The following is a 19,101-nucleotide window of genomic DNA, read 5'->3' as shown; positions in this document are numbered from 1 at the left end:
GTACTCGAAAACAAGCTGAACTAGGTTAAAACCTCGTCAAGCCTTGCAAAATAAAGAAAAAATAACTTTCAAATTATTTTTACCGGACAACAATGATTTAAATAGTTTAAAGTTTAAAATTGTAATTATAACTTTAGCTTTTGAAAAAAAAACAACTAAAATAAATAGGATAAAGAATATCCTATCATTTAACTCGAACCTTTTCAGAAAAAATAGAAGGAAGCGTTGCGTACTGGTTACTTTTTTCTGAAGTGGTTCAACTAGTTTCTTCAAAAAGACTTTCCCGACCATTTGGAAGGGAAGGTCTTTTTGAAGTTCGAAATTGCAACAAATGTATTCAGTAAAACAAAAAAATTAGACAAATTAAAATAGACGGCCACTATCAAAGTGGGCCGTCTATAGTTTTAAAAAGGAATATTAATTAAAGCAATTGGTACCCATATTTTGAAAATTAGTACAGATTTCAAATGCCTTTTGAGATTTTAATTGTGCAGTGCCTCCCAAAATAATAGATTGCAATTTTGCTTCATTGTCCTTATAGCTTCGCACATTTTGATAGTATCCTGTTACAGCGTTGTAAGCTCCAAACAAAGTTCCTTTTGTGGTGTTCATTTGTTGTGAGTCGCTTGTCATAGCATAGGCAAAAGCATCTTCAACCGTGTTTTTAAATACGGTGGACAATTCAGCATCATTTCCAGTTTTGAGGTACTGTAAGGTTTCCTTATTAGGGCATAGTGCGAATTGTATCATTTTCTTAACCTCATTATCATTTACTTTTACTTTTACCCAATTATTAAAAATGTTTTCTAATTGATTGCTAAATTCGTTTGCTAATCCCATTACTTTGTGCGCATTCTCCAAACGTTGTTTTGCTCCAGAAGTGTGACGAATTCTTACCACATTACTCATATTTCGAAGAGAAGCGTTTAGTGTATTTTGGCAAACAATTCTAACAGGGGTAAAAGCAGCAGTAATACTTCCGCTACCATCGTGTGAAGTAGTGAGAAAAATATATTTTTCAGTAACATCATCTCCATTACCAACACGAATATAGTTAGGTAATTTTGCTGTAATAAAAATGCGTTCTCCATTACCTAATGCGCCTGCTGTCTCGTACATAATTCCATCCGTACCACCTACAATAGCATCAAAGAAACCAAATGCTTCACGATTTTGTACAATATGATACTCATTACCGACTACACCCAAAACAGTATTGTTATCGGTACGGGTAGTAGCAAAATAATTAGGCACTTTTAGTTCATTGTCCCTAATTTCTAAACTGTCAGTCGGATCAATTACGTCTGATACCTGGGAATAAAGAGGACTTTTTATCACTTCATAGTCAAGTCCTGCGTGTTTAATTGCTTCAGCACTTGTCGGATAGTCTGTTACTATTTGCCCTAAGCCGTGCCAAGCTTTTTGTTGTACGCTAAAAAATGAATAACGTCCCGTTCTTTCGTTGAAATTTAAATTGTGTGCCATGATATTAAAGTTTTAAAAGTTGAAAAAATGATTAAGTACTTAGTGTTAAAATGGTAAATCTTCAGCAGGTTCTGGTGTGATGATCTTTATATTATCCTGTTTTGTAATTCCTTGTGTAAATTCAATTTTCTTACTACCTCCGTGCAATTTTATTGTCGATGTATGAAAATTCAAACTTGATTTTAATTCTCCGTTAGTAGCTGTCCAGGCTCTTGCACTTACTCTACCTGTAAGCTCGACTAAAGCGCCTTTGGTGAGTATTTTTGCAACATTTGGACTTATCCAGTAGGAGCAATCAAAATAGCTTGTTTGCTCTATGCGTTCGCCTTGCTTATTTTTGTAGCTATCATTGATGGCTACAGAAAAATTCACTACTTGTTTGTCTTGCGTGGTTCTGTGTATTTCCGCATCCTTTGTTAATCTTCCGATGATGTTCATGATTTTCTGTTTTTAGGATTATTTTTTTTTAAATTAATTTATTTGGTAATGAGAGGAGGAGCTGTTTTGTTTCACTCTAAATCCAATATAAATAGTACTACATTTCATTGTTGACATTTTTTTTATTCGTCCAAAGAGTCGGAGTATGCTATGTTTCGTTTCGGGAGCATAAAAGGTTAGTGTTTAGCAAAAACAAGGTTTTATCAAATAAATACTACCCGCATGGGTGGAGATTTTTTGATAAACCCGCAGGGCTTGACCTTTTTTTTGCGTTAAAAACACTAGTATACCTTTGCTCTTGAATTGGGACAATTAGCATACTGGCTTTTGAATATAGATAGGATGGAAGCAAGGTTGTAAAGCGTATTATGTGTGATTGTAAAGAAGAAGGTAAACACTAGAAATAATGTTTGATGGTTTTAATCGGCTTATAGTTTGGAATAATAATATGGTTAAATAAGCCATGGAAAAGGGTCTTGAAAATTATACGTAGCTAGTGGCTTTAATTTTCAAGATTCTTTTATTGAGTATCCTTAAAGGTCTTTTATTCTGTAGCATAGCGAAAGTATAAATGTGCTTTGAGGATCTGAATTGGTTGTAAAATAATTGAAGTATAAATCGCTTCCTCAGAATATATCATTTTTATAGAAAGAATTTAATCATGTTACAAATTTTATTTAAACCGCCATCTAAGGACAAATAATACCATTGATGATCAGTTAAATAGGCGATTTGATTTATGTGTATACTTTAGATAAAAAGAATTGAAATCGGGCAGTTTAGTGCGTTGTGTTTCACATAAAAAGAGAGTTGAATAGTTTTCTATCTGAATAAAATAATGAGCATAGTAAGTAGCTATTCGAGATTAAAAAATAAGAGTATTTATTGTTTAAATTTTTAATAAATGGAGATTATGAATGATGTGGTAACAAAAGAGGATTTAAGACAGTTTGGTTTGGAATTATTGGGTAGTATTGAGAACTTAATAACACAGACGAAAGAAGGTCATAGCTACGTAACGGAGCAAGAATGGATCAAAAGTAGGCAGGTGAGAAAATTAATGAATATGTCCCCAGGATCTGTTCAAAACCTACGAGTAACCGAAAAGGTACGATTTAAGAAAATAGTCGGCTCATACTACTATAATAAGGCTGATCTTCTAAAACTTTTCACAGATGAAAAATGCAAATAAACGTATCGAGGATCATTTGATGAATTCTTTGCTAATTTATATGGAAGATCCTAGACTAAACGTTTGGCATTTTGCTCTATTACTTGCTATAATTAGTTTAGGCTATAAGCAAGGGCAAATGCAAAATATTAAAGTGAGTCGAAGCAAAATCATGGCACTTTCTCATATTAATACAATACCGACTTATCATAAATATTTCAAAGAATTACAGAATTTAGGATACATCGAATATTTTCCTTCCTACCATCCCGGTGTTAGAAGTGAAGTCTATTTGAAAGGTAAAAAGGTTGCTCCATGATGGAAGCAACCTTTTTTTGTGATATGATCCATTTAGTTACACATTCTTGTAAAATAATCTTTATACCATTTTTGCTGATGAGAGGCAGTAGTTAAAACATTTTTTAAGATTTGGTGAAAAACAATTATTTTACTGTTAACTAATTTTACAGTAGGGAGTCTGCATAAAAATTTTGGATTCATTTACAAAATCACCATTTAGCATTCAAATCTTAAGATGAATTTTTTAAAGACTGACTTGCCAATAATTATATTAAAAAAAAAAATGATAAATCGGCAATACTATTTTTTAGCAGGAATCATTTCTGAGTGAGATTTCCTTTTAAAGCTTTTAATACAATTATTATAATAGGGATTATATTTTTGAAATATTTAAGTTATTATAATTTAAACCAATTATTTTTTAATTTATCATAAAATTATGGTAATATTTAACAAGTGAAGGGTAATTTTTGTCGGTTTAATTTTAAGTAAAGAATATAATTTTACCAAAGCATTAAATAGTATAAATGAAATTGATTATTGCTTTTGAAAACAGTATGAAAAAAAGTTGAACTATTTCTAGAGCTAACTATTCTAACAGAACTTAAACCAAATTAAATGAAAATAAGTATGGACTTAAAATGTAGAAAATTATTGAGCGCTTGTTTGCTCACTTTATTTTTAATTACTGGATCCTTAACTTTTGCTCAGGAGAGTAAAATTGTAGTTATAGGTGTGGTAACTAGTGCTGAAGACGGTTTACCAGTACCGGGAGCATCAGTATTGAAAAAAGGAAGTAAATTAGGAGTTATAACTGACTTTGATGGTGTTTTTAAAATAGATGCTCAAATTGGGGATGTTTTAGAAATTAGCTATTTGGGTTTGGTTAAGCAATCTATAATGGTAAAAAGTAAATCTATGAACGTTACCTTAAAAGCAAATGTTGAGGGACTTGATGAAGTAGTAGTAATAGGGTACGGTGCTGTTAAGAAAAAAGAATTAACAGGTGCAGTGGCAACATTGAAAGCAGATGATTTAGCAAAACAAATCACTTCAGATTTGGGTAGCTCACTTCAAGGACAAATTTCAGGAGTAAATGTTGTTACTTCAGGAGAGCCCGGAAGTAGTTCAGAAATATTAATTAGAGGAATAACGTCTATATCAGGTTCAAATACGCCTTTATATGTTGTAGATGGAATACCTCAAGAAGGCGATCCAAGAATCAATCCTAGCGAAATTCAATCTATCGACGTATTAAAAGATGCTTCTTCTGCAGCTATATATGGAACTAGAGGTGCAGCAGGTGTAATTTTAATCACTACTAAAAGAGGTGAAGAAGGACCAATGAAAGTTAGAATAGATGCATCAAAAAGTTTTGAAAGTCTAGGGAGAGGGCAACGATTGCTAAGTTCAGTAGATCAAACGTATTCAGATGTGCTTTTAGCTAGAAATTTAACAGGGAGTTCAGATGATGCTATCAATTTAGCTTACTTGACTAATGCTCCAGACAGGTATCAATATGACAATGATATCTCTAGATTGTTATTTACAGATAATGCCAATACTCAAAATTATAACATCAATGTAAGTGGTGGTAGTAAAGACCTTAAGTATTCATTTGTAGGAACTATTTTTGATCGAAAAGGTGTTGTAATAGGTACTGATTATCAAAGATTCAATTCTAGATCAAATGTTAATTATAAGAGAGATAAGTTGACAGTAGATTTAGGTGTAGGTATTGCAAGAGAATATACTGATCGCGGTGCGTCAAATACAATTAGTCAATTATTACGTTACCAACCTACGCAGCCCGTATTAGCGGCAAGCGGGAACTCATTAGATCTTTTTGGTGGAGACGATTTTAATACAAATGTTTCGTTAATTCAAAGTTTAAATTCTAAAGATCAAACAAGATTAAATAAATCTTTTACTAACGTATCTGTAAATTATGATATTTTAAAATCATTGTCTATCACTACTAGAGCAGGGATCACAGATACCTATACTACTAGAAAAAGATTCAGACCATCACAATCTACTTTTGATGTTCAAAGAGGATTAGAAGTTGTTCAGCCTAGTTTTATTAGACAAGATGCTTCTAGAAATACAGCTATTACTTGGGATGCAGCCCTAAATTATAAAGCGCAATTACTGGAAAATCATAATTTTACTTTAACGACTGCTGTTTCAGGTGAAAAATATGTGAATGAAGAATTTGGCGTTACAAAAGACAATGTTCAAGATAACGACATCCCGGTATTAAATACTGCAACAGGTAATGCATCTGCTACTTCAGGATTTGATTATACTACAAGATTATTTGGTATGCTTGCCAGAGTACAATATGATTACAAAGGGCGTTATTTAATAAGTTCAAGTGTGCGTAGAGATGGATCATCGCGATTTGCAAAACAAAATCGCTTCGGAATTTTCCCTAGTGTTTCAGCCGCTTGGAATGTATCTGATGAAGCGTTTTTTAAATCAATGCTATCTGTTGTAAACAACCTGAAATTAAGAGTGAGTAACGGTACCGTAGGAAATCAAAATTTTCAAGATTACTTCTACAGTACTTCTATTTATAGAGATCATGTATACGCTTTTGGTGATGGTAATGCGTCTAATGGTACTATTCAAACAACAATAGGGAACAGTGATGTAAAATGGGAAAGTTCGACTCAAAGAAACATAGGTGTTGATATTGGGTTGTTTAAAAATAAGGTAAGTGTTACTGCAGAGTATTATAGAACTGATAAAAAGGATATGTTGTTTAACTTGACTGTTCCGCCTAGTGTAGGTCTTGATGATTCTTCTTCAGGTTTTGGAGCGCCTAACTCTATTAGAAATTTAAATAACAACAATCAGGTCGTTTTAAATATTGGTAATATGACAAACAGCGGATACGAACTAGCAATAGGGTACCGCGACAATATTGGTAAGTTAAAATTTAAAATGAACGGGACATTCACAACAAACCAAAACAAAGTGACTAAAATTGCTGATGGTTTTGATGGTCCTATCTTAACTAATGATACAGGTATTGTACCAGGAGGTAATGCTAGTACAAGCCAGATTACTGCTATTGCAAAAGGATATGAAGCAGGTGCTTACTTTGTTTTTGCTACAGATGGTATCGCTAACACACCTGAGAAACTAGCTGAATTTCAAAAAATTAGACCTTCGGCCAAAATGGGAGATTTAATTTATAAAGATGTTGATGGAGATGGTGTTTTTCAATCAGTAGGAGATCGTGTATATGCAGGAAGCGGATTGCCAAAATACGAGTTGGGTTATAATGTAAGCTTTGATTATAATAATTTTGATTTGTACGTAAATATGTATGCTGCAATAGGTCACGAGATTGTAAATGGGGCTAGAGCAACAGCAGTAGGTTTTGGAAGAAGTAGCGAAATCTTAAATTCGTATTCAGATGTCAATCCTAATGGAACATTGCCAGCTTACAGAGGAATTTTCTCGGCACACCCAAATTACCAACCGAACACTGATTTGTTCATTGAAGATGGTTCTTACTTAAGAATAAGAAACATAACATTAGGGTATAACGTGCCTACGAAAATAGCATCATCAATAGGATTTGAAAAATTACGTTTCTTCTTCACAGGACAAAACTTATTCACTTTTACAAAGTACACGGGGTATAACCCAGAGGTAGGAGGGAATGTAAGTTCAAGAGGTTTAGACAAGGGAAGTTACCCTATGACTAAGATGTATGTAGCTGGTTTACAATTTAATTTTTAATGTATCTGATTATGAAAAAATCTATAAATAAATATATTGCGCTTATTTTTACTGCTGGACTTATCGTTTCTTGCAGTCCCGATTTAACTGAAACAAACCCTAATTTTACTGATGCAAGCAGCTTCTGGAAAGATCTAGACGATACTAACTCTGGACTTACAGCAGCCTATGCCACATTACTATCTCCGTACACATTTAATTTACGTGAAGAAATGGTAAGGTCAGATATGGGGTATTTTTCTAATGTACGTCCTACGCCATTTGCTTCTAATGATTTAGCTTATACTTTTTGGTTTCAAAATTATACTAACAATAATCAGTCGATAGACCGCCACTGGGCAGCTTGTTATAGAGGAATTTTTAGAGCTAATCAAGTTATTGAAGCTTTAGAAAAAATCAAAGCACAAGTAACAGATACTGATAAATGGACGTATCAAATGGCGCAAGCTCGATTCTTGAGAGGGTTGTTTCATTTTTACCTGCATACTTCATTTAATGAAGGTCGTGTGGTTATTGAAGATCATACGCCTATAACTAACGAAGACTTTTTTAAAACAGTGTCTAGCTCTGCTGATGTGATTGCTTTTTTTCGAAAAGACTTAATGTACGCTTATGATAATTTGCCTGCAACCCCTACAGCTGAGAAAGCAAGAGCCTCAAAAGCAGCTGCAGCGACCGTTTTAGGAATGAGTCATTTGTATCAAGGAGAAAACGACTTAGCGATTCCTTACTTTAAAAATGTAATTGACAATCCAGCATATAAGCTATTCGGACTTACAGCAAGTCAGGATCCTATTACCATGTTTTACACAGCTAACGAATTCAATAGTGAATCTATTTTTGAAGTGAACTTTGATGGTAATTTCAGACCAGAACTTGGATTATTTGATGAAGAAAGTACTACAACCCGTAACGCTTTTTTAAGTTTCTCTCAAAATTTACTTTTTAGCGCTCCAGCTTGGGTAGCTTATGCTTACAAATCAGAGCCTATGGATGTAAAAGATGTTAGAAATCACAAAGGGGGTGCATTATCTAATCCATTGCGATCAGTTCCTTTGAGAGCATCGGCTATGGTGATTTTACCAGATGATTTAGATACACCTACTTATGGACAACCAGCAGCGATAGATGTGCTTACAGCAGGATTAACATTATCTGCAGCAAATCCTACTGCGCAAGCGAGAGTATTTGCCTATTATAAAAAGTATTTGAATGTAGATATTTATACAGGAGAATCTGGAAATCCACTTGGTGCTCAAAAATCTTCTAAAAACTTTATTGTTCACCGTTTGTCTGAAGTGTATTTAATGCAAGCAGAGTGCTTGATAAAAACAGGCGATGTTAATGGAGCGCTTGCTTTGATCAATAAAGTGAGAGCGAGATGGGGACTAGTATTATTAGGTACTTCTGGAGAATTTAGTGGGGCACGCACGTATAACGGAGTATCGTACACTGTAAAAACGTTGTTAGACCAACTTATGTTTGTAGACAAAGCATTAGAAACTGCTGCAGAAGGGCATGCTACTCGTTTTGCTGATTTACGTAGATGGGGAATTTTAAAAAATCGTTTTGATGATCTTGCTGCTAAGACTTTCTATTTAAATGATTTTACATATCAAAAAACTACAAACCCTAACATAGGAACTCCTAATACTAAATTTAAAGCAATAGTAGTAGACGATGTGGCAAAGGTGATCGTTAGGCCTTCTAATGACAACTTAGCAAATCATACTGTACCAAACGAATTTACTATTCCTGCACAAAATTTCCAAGTGGGTGTGAGCGAGTATTTGCCGTTACCTAGTAATGAAGTAGGAAGAAATCCTAACCTAAATAATTAATATATCTAAGATGAAAAATAAAATAGTATTCAGCATGTTGTTTTTAGGAGCGCTACTTACAGGGTGTTCAAATGATTCTGTTACTGAGGCTCCAAATTATTCTGATGTAACTTGGTATGCTAGTACACCGCTTAAAACGACTGAAAATGCGGTTATAGGTGTAGGAAAAGCAATTTCGATATTTGATTTATCGCAAGGTGCACTATCTCATGAGTGGAAAATTTCTGAAGGTAGCAACTTTTTAAAAACAGGTTTTAAAAATGGGGATGGTACTGGAATACCACCAGATCTTACTGCTTTTATTGATGCAGATAAAGGTCTAATGACAACTGATAAAACGGTTTACATCTTGTACCCCACGGTAGGTACCTACACGATTACTTTAAAAAATACGTTCAAGGATAAGGTGATCTATAAAGGAGATCCAGAAGTAGAATCGGTTTTAGTTGATGGTGTTTGGGTGTTTGAACAAACATTTACTGTGACTGTAATTTAAAACGAAGTCATTTATAAAAAATATAAATGGTAGGTAGGTGACCATTTATTGTAAAAGACATTAGATCATTAGTATCTAATGTCTTTTTTTTGTTTTTATAATGAACAGCTTAATTAATAAGGAGCATCATACTGCCTATAATTGATTTTATTGAATTGTAAGGTCTTAAATGATGATATGGAATTTTTGTTAAGCAGTTTTTCCGTGATTCATTAATTTATAGTTATATAATTGTTATCTTCGTAATGTTAATCATGCATAATTTAATTAAATATTGTTCATGATGAGGTAATTTTAATTAGGTAATAGTAAAATATTATCTCTAACTACAACTATCTATAATTTCACTGCTATGAAACTTGTTTTAAAAAATCCCGAAAATTTTGTAGGTCAAAAAATTAGTATTTTTAAAAAGGAAGTACCTTGTTTAGATACAGCCTGGCATTATCATGCAGAATTTGAATTAATATACATATCAAGAAGCTCAGGTATTCGTTTTGTAGGAGACAGTGTGGCTCATTTTTCTGCCGGAGATTTAGTCTTAGTGGGTTCTTACTTACCACACTTGTGGCGCAATGAGGAAACCTATTATGAGTCAGAGGGGAATTTAATGGTCGAAACAATCATCATGAAATTTACCAGCAATTTCATGGGTACAGACACCTTTGACAATCCTGAATTTAATAGTATTAAAAACTTACTGGAGCAATCTAAATTTGGCGTTAGTTTTAGTGCCGCAATTGCTAACCAATTAAATGCTGAACTCATGGATATTACGGCTGTTTCACCGGCAGAACAATCGATGAGTCTTTTAAATATTTTATACCGCTTGTCTTTAACAAGTCCCGAAGATAGAATTGTATTATCATCAAGTGATATGAGGCAATTTTCTACTGAAAGTCCTGATCGTTTGGATAGTGTAATAAGATACATCTCTGAAAATTATAGGTCAGATATTACTTTAAGCGACGTGGCTAACATTGCTTGCATGACTACTAACTCCTTTTGTCGTTTTTTTAAGAAGATGACTAATAAGTCTTTTACTGAATTTTTAAACGAAATTAGAATACGAAATGCTTCTCGAATGCTTATTCAAGAAAGTACCCCTATTTCAGAAGTTTGTTATAATGTAGGCTATAAATCAATTCCCAATTTCAATAAACAGTTCAAAGCTATTATGGGTGAAACACCTAAGGGCTATCGCTATAACTTATAGCAGTCCATTTAATAGAAACCTTTCAATGCTGTAAAGCGACTTTTCTCAAAAAAGCATAGTTTTTTTAATTTAAAAAGGCACTGTCTAGGCGGTAGTTTATCGCATGCCTATGGTTCTACATGCACTACTTGTAGTAACAGGTAAAATAACGCTGTTATAAGGTAATTTTTGACTGTATATTACTAGTGTTTATTCGTTTTTTTACATAGTTACAGACTGTGAATTGATCAAATATCTATGATATAAGTTTGTCTATGAATCCATAATATAAAAGTATTTTAAATGATGATTACTACTAGAAATACTTCTGTTTTTTGCACAGCAGTACTGTCTTTATTTTTTGTAAAATGTGTAAGCCAGAACAATATTAATGAAACAAGTGGTAAAGCATTACTGCCGTTATCTGACCCTACAGATAAAGGGCAATGGATCTTAAATACCACTGTTAGTGATGAGTTTGATGCTCCTATATTAGATGAGAATAAATGGTATGTCGTAGGGAAATTTAAAGATGGAAAACCAGAGTATAAACATCCTGACTTACCTAATAAGAAGGTATGGATAGGTCGTGCTCCTTCTCAATTTTCTGGAAATAATTACCGCTTAGAGAATGGCAAACTGATCTTAGAGACTAAATGGGAACCTGACTTCCCCTTCAGTAAAGACTTAGATAAACCATGGGGGAAAGATAACACCAGAAGCAAATTTGAAAATCTTACAACCGCCTGTCTTATTGGGAGAAAATTTTTTCAATACGGCTATATGGAGATTAAAAGCAAAGCTGCTGATGCTGAGATTACCAGTGCTTTCTGGGCGATGGGTCAGGGTTTAGAGGTAGATATGTTTGAACATTTTGGAGATCACAGGCAGCCGAGTAAGTTAGCATTAGATAAAGAATTATGGTGGTCTATTCATGACTGGACTGTCAAAGGAAATAATAGTGTCTACACAGAGCATCATATTTTAGATTTTAGAGTAGCTGATGCTTTTCATACTTATGGTGTAGAGTGGGATCAAAACGGTATTAAATATTATATAGACGGGAAATTATTCACCGAAGCTTCGAAGGAAAAAATAGATTCGTGGGCGATTAGTAAAGGATTCCAAAAAGGATATGTTGCAACAAAACCAATTTCGATATGGTTAGATCAAGAAACTTTTCCTTGGCATGGTGTTCCCGATAGTAAAGAAGACTTAGAATTAAATAGTCCCGATGGTAAAAAAGAGGACGGTATCGTAGACTTCGAAATTGAATACGTGCGTGTTTGGCAAAAAAAATAACTGAATAACAAATTATAAAAAATCAAAAATGAAAAACATTGCATTACTACTGTTGTTACTAGTTTCCTTTTCTTCGGTAAAGGCTCAAAACAAAACACAAGAAAAAAAGATCAACTATTTCGTTGAGGCGGCAGCTACCACCTTTAGTCTAGATGCTAGTAAAACGAAAGAATTGCTTGATGCTCGAAACGTGTATGTGACTAAATTCATGTCCATAAACAAAGAGGGGAAAGCGGGAACTTTATCTGTAGCTGATAAAAAAGCACAATTAAATGAGGTAAACAATGATTTTAACGCAGCATTTTACAGCATTACTGGAAAAACGGCAGCCGAATCTAAGCCATTTTTTGATCGAATGCGTAACGAGTTAAAAGGAGTATAAGCAATAGTTTGTCGGGCTTTTGTGAAAAACAAGTCGGTTTTGTATGTTTTACATCACCGACTTTTTTATATGTTTATAATACAAGCTAGACTCTTGATTCTTTAATTAGGGTAAATAAGAAGTAGGTTCAGGTAATCTCTAAAATCAAATAATAGAGGCGTTCAGCTATATTTGTTTAGAACAAAAATGAAGTAAAATGGCCAATATAAAAACTTTTGTAAGTGTTGATTGGGGAACTACAAACCTACGTTTAAGGTTGGTAGCAGTTCCAAGTTTGGAAATAATTGAAGAAGTAGTCTCTTCAAAAGGGATTAAAACTATTTATAATGAATGGTTGGACTTTGGCGGTGATAAAGAAACCTACTTTTTGAATTTCTTAAAAAATCAATTGGCTCTTTTTTCAAATCAAATCACTTCAGATGTGGCTATCGTTATTTCTGGAATGGCTTCATCTAGCATTGGATTAAGGGAATTACCTTATGCAAACTTGCCTTTTAAAACAGATGGTAAATCACTTTTTATCGAACAAATAAATTCAGATATTATCCCAAATACAATACACTTAATTTCGGGTGTAAAGTCACAGTCAGATGTTATAAGAGGGGAAGAAGTCGAAATTATAGGTTTAGTAAATGAGCAAGACAAGAAGCAATCGATTGTTTTTGTAACTCCCGGTACGCACAGCAAGCATGTGGTATGTGTAAATGGTGAGATAATCAATTTTTTCACTTTTATGACAGGAGAAATTTTTAGCGTAATCGCAGAGCATACTATTTTAAAAGCGTCGCTAGAAAGGACAGATTATAATACAGCAGTTTTAAGCGCATTTGAACAAGGTGTTGCTAAGGCGATGGAAGGAAAATCACTCTTGAATACGCTTTTTACTATTCGAACAAATACGTTGTTTAAAGAAAAATCGAATGTAGAAAATTACTATTACCTCAGTGGGTTACTAATTGGAGAGGAACTGCAAAGTTTACGCCAATTGGATTGTGACTCGATAAAATTATGCGCTGGAGGAAAATTATTTGAGCTGTACCACAAAGCGATTTGTGTGCTAGGCTTAGAGTCAAAAACAGAAATTATAGAAGCCCATTTAGTAGATCTTTCAGTAGTAAAAGGGCAATGGAATATTTTAAAAAAACAACTTTAAAAACACTTGATTATGGGAACAAATTATAAACCAGAACTTTTTGAGCAAATGCCCGTTGTGGGGATTATCCGCAATGTATCCTTAGAAACAATTGAGGAAATATTACCTTATTATAAAAAAGCAGGCTTGACGACACTAGAGATCACGATGAACTCTGATAATGTTTGTGCCATTATTAAAGCGGTAGCTGCAAATCATCCAGAGATAAATGTGGGTGCAGGAACAGTTTGCACCATGGATGATCTAATGCAAGCCCTAGAGGCAGGCGCAACATTTATCGTAACCCCAATAATGGACGTAGCTGTAATGAAGTATTGTAATGAAAATAACATTCCTATTTTTCCTGGTGCTTTCACTCCTCTAGAGATTTATAATGCAAACAAGCTAGGCGCTACGGCAGTTAAAATTTTTCCAGCTACGCAAATGGGGCCTGGCTATGTAAAAGATATTTTGGGGCCATTAGATACTATAAAGTTGCTACCCACAGGAGGTGTAGATGTTAATAATATTCAGTCGTTTTTTCAAGCTGGCGCTATAGGTGTGGGTATGGGCGGCTCTTTATTCGATAAAAAATTAATTGAAGCTAAAAATTATGAGTTGCTTTATCAGCATTTCAAAGCTATTTGCGATGCAGTAAATACTGCTAGAGCAAAGTAAATTTAACTACTGATTCTATGATGATCTTGGTAATTTTAGAAATAATGCTAGATCCTTATCAGGAAGTATTTTAGTAATCAAAGAACTGAATTATTAGTTTATTGGTAATTAATCCCGATGGAATTTCCTTCGGGATTTTTTTTTGAGAAAGGAGGGAACAATCATTTTAATTCAGACTTTTTGTTTGCTAAGTATAAATCGTAAACTAACGTTAAATGTATAAATTGTGATACGAGCTGCTTAAACTATTGCCGTTATTTAAGGTCTAATATATAGTAGATGCGACCTATAATTTAGCACTGTTGTGATTGCATTTAATCTGGTATTACTAAAAAATAAATAAAAACTATAATGAAAAAAGCAATTGCAATCATGCTGTTCTTAACGACAATTACAGCCTTGGCTCAAGACCGATTAACGGATAATGAAAATAGGTTTTACACCAATAAAATTCCGAATAAAGAAATCGAAATCAAATTAACAGGAAAGAATGATGGAACAGATAGCGCTTTGCTAAACGCCAAGATTGCCTCTTTATCAAAAAGTGGCGGAGGAATCATTCATTTAAGAAAAGGGACCTACTATTTAATTGATGTGCTGCTTCGTTCTAATATTCAGTTAAAGATAGATAAAGAGGTGGTTATCGAACCTTTTCTAGATACAACAGCAAAAAAAATGGGGAATTCTATTTTTGAAGTGGGTAGAAAGTTTCTTGTTGAAAATGTAGCGATAACTAATGAAGAAGAAGATGATGAAGATAAAGAAAACTGGTTCACCGCTAGGTTTCCAAAAGGAGATTACCGAATGAAAATAATTACAGCTTGTAATGTGCGTAATTTTAAATTCTCTGGTTTTAAAGTGATTGATTCCTACACACCATTTTCGGCTATTGCTTTGAATTTACCTGACAATAGCAACCGCGATGAAGTAGCAAGACAAGGCATTGTTAAGAATGTTTTGTTAACTAATAGTCATGTGGGATATGGAGTGATTCAAATTCAAGCCGGCAAGTCTATTTTGTGTAAAAACTTAGAAGGAGTGGGTGGCGTAACTTTGCGAGTAGAAACAGGAAGTGGTGAAACTGGAAAATTGAATGTGCAAACCGTAGATGATATTGTAGGTAGAAATATTACGATAAAAGAAGGAGATGCTGCGCTAACAATTTCTCCGCATAGAGTCGATCAAGGTAGAGTAGATGTCGAAGGGATTACTGCAATTAATTCCACTTTTGCGGTACAACTAGCTGCAGGGTTCAAGGATAGAAAAGAAACTGGAGTTGATAATATTGGAACTTTTGATAGTCGCTCTTATGTGGGTGATATTACTGTCACTGGTGGTAAAGGAGCGCAAGTAAAGTCTAAGGATTTTATGTTTTTTGATTGTGCTGAGCGTAAAGAAATGGTAAGTAAATGTCAGAATCCTGATTTTGAAAGTACTGCAGGACGTTCAATCGGTGTTTTTAGAACCAACTCAACTTTAGAAAGCGGTTGTAAAAATGGTAGTGATGGTGGTTGTTACGAAATCAATATTGGAAAAATTACAAAAACCAATTCTGATTTTTTATTACCAGATAATTTTATTTACAAATCAATGGCGGTTAATGGCTGTGATAAAACGAAAGTGGAACGAAATGCAGATTGTTTAGAGAAAACAGCAACGGAAAACAATAAAAAAGACACAAAGTCTAAGGGTGCAAATAAGAATAAAAAAAGAGCTTAATTTTGTTTCGATATAATGGGGTAGGATTGATAACGAGTAATACAAAGCTGTCTTTATTCGAATAATAAATGTGCTCAGGCTAGACTAGGAAATTAGTAATTGTACTCGAATGCTATTATGCACTACAAAAGTTATTATTAAAATTAGAGCTACTTTGGCAACAGCCAAAATAAATAAATAATGCAACAACTGTTAGCTAGCTTGACAGTTACTTTAAATTATAAGAATCAGATTTTACTCTTAAACACAATCTGAAAGCACTTAACATGCAGCGCTATAGTTGCTTATTACTATAAAAGAACTGAGTTATGCAAAGTAAATTGACTTTGTGTAATTCAGTTTTTTATTAGACAAATAATCTATATAAGTAAAAAAATTACCCATTTTTTTATTGTTTTCTCATAATAAAGAGATAAAATAGGCTACTTCTTAGGTAATTTATTGACTTAAAAAAGCTTGTAATACATATAATTTAGTAAAAAATAATTCAACATTCATTTTAATGCCTATACCTCTAGGAAGCTGAATTATATATGAATCCTTAAAACTAAATTATTTGTTATGGTTATTGAAAAAATTGAAACCTATGTACTCAAAGATACGCTGTCTAAAAGTTTTTTCTTTTCGCAATGGGAATATGCAGAAAGATGTATTTGTGTAGTGAAAATAACTTGCTCTGACGGTACTTACGGTTGGGGAGAAGGCTACGGACCTGCAAGTATACTTGAGGCTGGAATCGAATTTTTGAAACCTATGGTTATAGGTCAAAACCCATTAGACAATGAGGTAATCTGGAATAGAATGTACCGTAGAACCCTAGATTATGCTCGTAGAGGAATCTTAGTGGCGTCTATGAGTGCAATTGATATTGCGGTATGGGATTTAAAAGGTAAAATTTTAGGGCAATCAATTGCGACTTTACTTGGTGGTGCGCATCGCACAAAAATCCAACCTTATGCAACTGGTTTGTACTTTTCATGTCACGATAATCCGTCTAAGGATTTTGAAGAAGAAGCGAGACTATATGTTTCTCAAGGTTTTAGAGCCATGAAAATGAAGGTGGGTTTAGGGATCAAAGCTGATGTTGCTAACGTGAAGAAAATGCGCGAAATTTTAGGACCTGATATTCAGTTGATGGTCGATTCTAATCATGCCTATACTTTGAGAGAAGCAATAGAATTGAGTCGATTGATTGAGCCATATGATATTGCTTGGTTTGAAGAGCCTATTTCGCCAGAGTTTTATGGGCAATATAATGAGTTAAGGCAAAAAACGACAATCCCAATTGCGGGAGGAGAATGTGAATATTTGCGTTTTGGATTCCAACAATTAATTCAAAATAAATCAGTTGATATTTTACAGCCAGACATTTGCAGTAGTGGCGGACTTACAGAAGCCAAACGTATTTCGGCATTAGCTACGGCAAATGGAGTAGATATCGTTCCGCATACTTGGGGAACGGCAATAGGAATCCATGTGGCGCTGCACTTTATAGCTAATATGGAGTGCATACCAGGAAGAATGTACAATTCAAATTTTTTAATAGAATACGATCAAACAGAAAATGGTCTTCGAGAAAAGTTAACTTTCCCTTCGATAGTAATGAAAGATGGTTATCTTGAAGTCCCAAATCGTCCCGGTTTAGGGATAGATGTTGACGAGGACATATTGAAACAGTATGCAATCTCAAAAGATACTATTAAATTAAAACTTTAATTACCAAATTAAAAACAAGATGAAAACACAAGATTTTGGATATAAAAAATTATATATAGACGGTCAATTAGTTGATGCAGTGAGTGGTGAAAAAGCAGCAGTAGTTTGTCCAGCTACTGGAGAATCTATTGCTCAAGTTGCCTTAGCAGGAAAAGCAGATGCTGAAAAGGCATTGATTGCAGCTCAAAAAGGATTTAAATTTTGGTCGAAATTATCTTTGGCTGAACGTACCGTTTGGATGACAAAATTGAGAACGGCTATTATCGAAAGAGAAGCAGAATTACGTTCGGCAATGGTGCACGAAATGGGTAAAACATATGCTGGATCTGCAGAAGATATTGAGGCAATTACCAATGCATTAGAATGGTATCCTGCAGCAATGAAAAACCGTAGAGAAGAGCAAATTCCTGATTACGAGCACACGCATACACACAAGATGGTCGAGCAGGCAGCAGGTGTAGCCGTGGCTTACTTGGCTTGGAATTTTCCGTTATTGAATGTTGGTTTCAAAATTGGACCTGCATTGGCAGCAGGATGTTCATTGATTATCAAGCCTTCTGAAATGTCGCCTTTATCAAGTTATATCCTTGGTGAAATACTGCACAGCATTGATTTTCCAGCAGGAGTTGTAAATATTTTGGCAGGTCCTTCTGCAGAAGTGGCTACAACAATGACAACAAGCACAATTCCAGCGGTATTAACCATGATTGGTTCTACAGCGACAGGAAAAAGAATCATTGCAGATAGTACAACATCAATCAAAAAATTAGGAATGGAATTGGGTGGAAATGCACCTTTTATTGTTTTTGAAGATGCTGATTTTGATACCGCTTTGAACTTAGCAATTGGATTAAAATTTGGTAATTCAGGTCAGATATGTGTGGCTGCAAACAGAATTTTTGTACACAAAAATATCTACGATAAATTCTTAGCGGCTTATATTGATAGAGCTTCAAAAATTAAATTAGGATTTAGTATTGATCCTAATGAAACAGTTGATATGGGACCTGTAGTGGACAGAAAAGCTAGAAACAGAATGTTTGATTTAGTTGCTGATGCTGTAAGCAAAGGAGCAAAATTAGAGTACGGTGGAAAAATTCCTGAGGGTTTCCCAGAAAATGGAAACTGGATGGAACCAACTGTAGTGTCCGGAATCACAACAGATTCTCGTTTGTTTAGAGAAGAAACTTTTGGACCTGTTGCCGGAATCATGTCTTTTGATACAGACGACGAAGTGCTAGAAATGGCAAATGACACAGAGTATGGATTGGCATCGTACCTTTTTACAAACAACCACAAAAGAATTCAACGTTTTACAGAGGATTTAGATTTTGGAGAAATTCAGATCAATGGAGTGAAATATGCCATCTACTTGCCTCATGGTGGAATCAAAAATAGTGGTATCGGACATGACTGTTCGCATTTAGCACTAGATGATTATTTGGTGAAGAAAAGAGTATCTACTGCAATCTAATTTTAGAATTATTTAA

Annotated in this window: 15 protein-coding genes; 13 read left to right on the top strand and 2 right to left on the bottom strand. The window is 34.1% G+C overall.

The genetic code is table 11. The annotated features are described in order from the left end of the window. Positions 1-417: 417 nt before the first annotated feature. Together HNP99_RS06605 and HNP99_RS06600 are read right to left on the bottom strand one after the other, a co-directional pair. Entirely contained in the window at positions 418-1,485 is a 1,068-nt protein-coding gene (locus tag HNP99_RS06605; protein ID WP_173852520.1) for a DUF932 domain-containing protein, read from the bottom strand. A gap of 45 nt (positions 1,486-1,530) precedes the next feature. Continuing rightward, positions 1,531-1,923 carry a single-stranded DNA-binding protein gene (locus HNP99_RS06600; RefSeq protein WP_173852518.1) on the bottom strand — a complete coding sequence of 131 codons (393 nt, stop codon included), beginning with the start codon at positions 1,921-1,923 and terminating at the stop codon, positions 1,531-1,533. Positions 1,924-2,827: 904 nt separating this feature from the next. Here HNP99_RS06600 and HNP99_RS06595 point away from each other — a divergent pair. The 13 genes from HNP99_RS06595 to HNP99_RS06535 all read left to right on the top strand — a co-directional run bounded on the left by HNP99_RS06595 (position 2,828) and on the right by HNP99_RS06535 (position 19,085). Next, positions 2,828-3,115 (top strand): DNA-binding protein, encoded by a 288-nt coding sequence (locus HNP99_RS06595; RefSeq protein ID WP_254596833.1) that lies wholly within the window; start codon positions 2,828-2,830, stop codon positions 3,113-3,115. Beyond that, a complete protein-coding gene (locus tag HNP99_RS06590; RefSeq protein WP_254596832.1) occupies positions 3,099-3,413 on the top strand; it encodes a hypothetical protein in 315 nt (104 codons plus the stop codon). Before HNP99_RS06595 ends, HNP99_RS06590 begins: the two co-directional genes overlap by 17 nt. A 599-nt stretch (positions 3,414-4,012) precedes the next feature. After that, positions 4,013-7,150 carry a SusC/RagA family TonB-linked outer membrane protein gene (locus HNP99_RS06585; RefSeq protein ID WP_173852516.1) on the top strand — a complete coding sequence of 1,046 codons (3,138 nt, stop codon included), beginning with the start codon at positions 4,013-4,015 and terminating at the stop codon, positions 7,148-7,150. Positions 7,151-7,161: 11 nt separating this feature from the next. Continuing rightward, the gene (locus HNP99_RS06580) at positions 7,162-8,991 is read left to right on the top strand and encodes a RagB/SusD family nutrient uptake outer membrane protein (protein WP_173852514.1); all 1,830 of its coding nucleotides are present in this window, start codon (positions 7,162-7,164) and stop codon (positions 8,989-8,991) included. Positions 8,992-9,001: 10 nt separating this feature from the next. Further along, the gene (locus HNP99_RS06575) at positions 9,002-9,487 is read left to right on the top strand and encodes a hypothetical protein (protein WP_173852512.1); all 486 of its coding nucleotides are present in this window, start codon (positions 9,002-9,004) and stop codon (positions 9,485-9,487) included. 352 nt (positions 9,488-9,839) lie between these two features. Further along, complete coding sequence (locus HNP99_RS06570; protein ID WP_173852510.1) at positions 9,840-10,703, top strand: AraC family transcriptional regulator; 864 nt, start codon at positions 9,840-9,842, stop codon at positions 10,701-10,703. A gap of 282 nt (positions 10,704-10,985) precedes the next feature. After that, positions 10,986-11,984, top strand: coding sequence for a family 16 glycosylhydrolase (locus HNP99_RS06565; protein ID WP_173852508.1), 999 nt, complete (start codon positions 10,986-10,988; stop codon positions 11,982-11,984). A gap of 28 nt (positions 11,985-12,012) precedes the next feature. Continuing rightward, positions 12,013-12,366, top strand: coding sequence for a hypothetical protein (locus tag HNP99_RS06560; protein ID WP_173852507.1), 354 nt, complete (start codon positions 12,013-12,015; stop codon positions 12,364-12,366). Between the two features lie 196 nt (positions 12,367-12,562). Next, entirely contained in the window at positions 12,563-13,519 is a 957-nt protein-coding gene (locus tag HNP99_RS06555) for a 2-dehydro-3-deoxygalactonokinase (RefSeq protein WP_173852505.1), read from the top strand. A 12-nt stretch (positions 13,520-13,531) separates the two neighbouring features. After that, positions 13,532-14,176, top strand: a complete 645-nt coding sequence (locus HNP99_RS06550) for a bifunctional 4-hydroxy-2-oxoglutarate aldolase/2-dehydro-3-deoxy-phosphogluconate aldolase (protein WP_173852503.1) — start codon at positions 13,532-13,534, stop codon at positions 14,174-14,176. Between the two features lie 351 nt (positions 14,177-14,527). Continuing rightward, complete coding sequence (locus HNP99_RS06545; protein WP_173852501.1) at positions 14,528-15,895, top strand: glycoside hydrolase family protein; 1,368 nt, start codon at positions 14,528-14,530, stop codon at positions 15,893-15,895. A 561-nt stretch (positions 15,896-16,456) separates the two neighbouring features. Then, positions 16,457-17,611 carry a mandelate racemase/muconate lactonizing enzyme family protein gene (locus HNP99_RS06540; protein ID WP_173852499.1) on the top strand — a complete coding sequence of 385 codons (1,155 nt, stop codon included), beginning with the start codon at positions 16,457-16,459 and terminating at the stop codon, positions 17,609-17,611. Positions 17,612-17,630: 19 nt separating this feature from the next. Then, on the top strand, positions 17,631-19,085 hold the full coding sequence (locus HNP99_RS06535) for an NAD-dependent succinate-semialdehyde dehydrogenase (protein WP_173852497.1): 1,455 nt from the start codon (positions 17,631-17,633) through the stop codon (positions 19,083-19,085). Positions 19,086-19,101: the final 16 nt, after the last annotated feature.

This window comes from Flavobacterium gelidicaeli, from assembly GCF_013294005.1.
Classification (GTDB): Bacteria; Bacteroidota; Bacteroidia; order Flavobacteriales; family Flavobacteriaceae; genus Flavobacterium.
Note: the sequence above shows the minus strand (reverse complement) of the source record. Positions and strands in the feature narration are given on the sequence as shown.

Bases quoted from the DNA above. Each gene is read 5' to 3' on its own strand.
- HNP99_RS06545 (WP_173852501.1), top strand. From the start codon at position 14,528: ATGAAAAAAGCAATTGCAATCATGCTGTTCTTAACGACAATTACAGCC.
- HNP99_RS06590 (WP_254596832.1), top strand. From the start codon at position 3,099: ATGAAAAATGCAAATAAACGTATCGAGGATCATTTGATGAATTCTTTG.
- HNP99_RS06535 (WP_173852497.1), top strand. From the start codon at position 17,631: ATGAAAACACAAGATTTTGGATATAAAAAATTATATATAGACGGTCAA.
- HNP99_RS06550 (WP_173852503.1), top strand. From the start codon at position 13,532: ATGGGAACAAATTATAAACCAGAACTTTTTGAGCAAATGCCCGTTGTG.
- HNP99_RS06605 (WP_173852520.1), bottom strand. From the start codon at position 1,485: ATGGCACACAATTTAAATTTCAACGAAAGAACGGGACGTTATTCATTT.
- HNP99_RS06570 (WP_173852510.1), top strand. From the start codon at position 9,840: ATGAAACTTGTTTTAAAAAATCCCGAAAATTTTGTAGGTCAAAAAATT.
- HNP99_RS06540 (WP_173852499.1), top strand. From the start codon at position 16,457: ATGGTTATTGAAAAAATTGAAACCTATGTACTCAAAGATACGCTGTCT.
- HNP99_RS06560 (WP_173852507.1), top strand. From the start codon at position 12,013: ATGAAAAACATTGCATTACTACTGTTGTTACTAGTTTCCTTTTCTTCG.
- HNP99_RS06580 (WP_173852514.1), top strand. From the start codon at position 7,162: ATGAAAAAATCTATAAATAAATATATTGCGCTTATTTTTACTGCTGGA.
- HNP99_RS06600 (WP_173852518.1), bottom strand. From the start codon at position 1,923: ATGAACATCATCGGAAGATTAACAAAGGATGCGGAAATACACAGAACC.
- HNP99_RS06595 (WP_254596833.1), top strand. From the start codon at position 2,828: ATGGAGATTATGAATGATGTGGTAACAAAAGAGGATTTAAGACAGTTT.
- HNP99_RS06565 (WP_173852508.1), top strand. From the start codon at position 10,986: ATGATGATTACTACTAGAAATACTTCTGTTTTTTGCACAGCAGTACTG.
- HNP99_RS06585 (WP_173852516.1), top strand. From the start codon at position 4,013: ATGAAAATAAGTATGGACTTAAAATGTAGAAAATTATTGAGCGCTTGT.
- HNP99_RS06575 (WP_173852512.1), top strand. From the start codon at position 9,002: ATGAAAAATAAAATAGTATTCAGCATGTTGTTTTTAGGAGCGCTACTT.
- HNP99_RS06555 (WP_173852505.1), top strand. From the start codon at position 12,563: ATGGCCAATATAAAAACTTTTGTAAGTGTTGATTGGGGAACTACAAAC.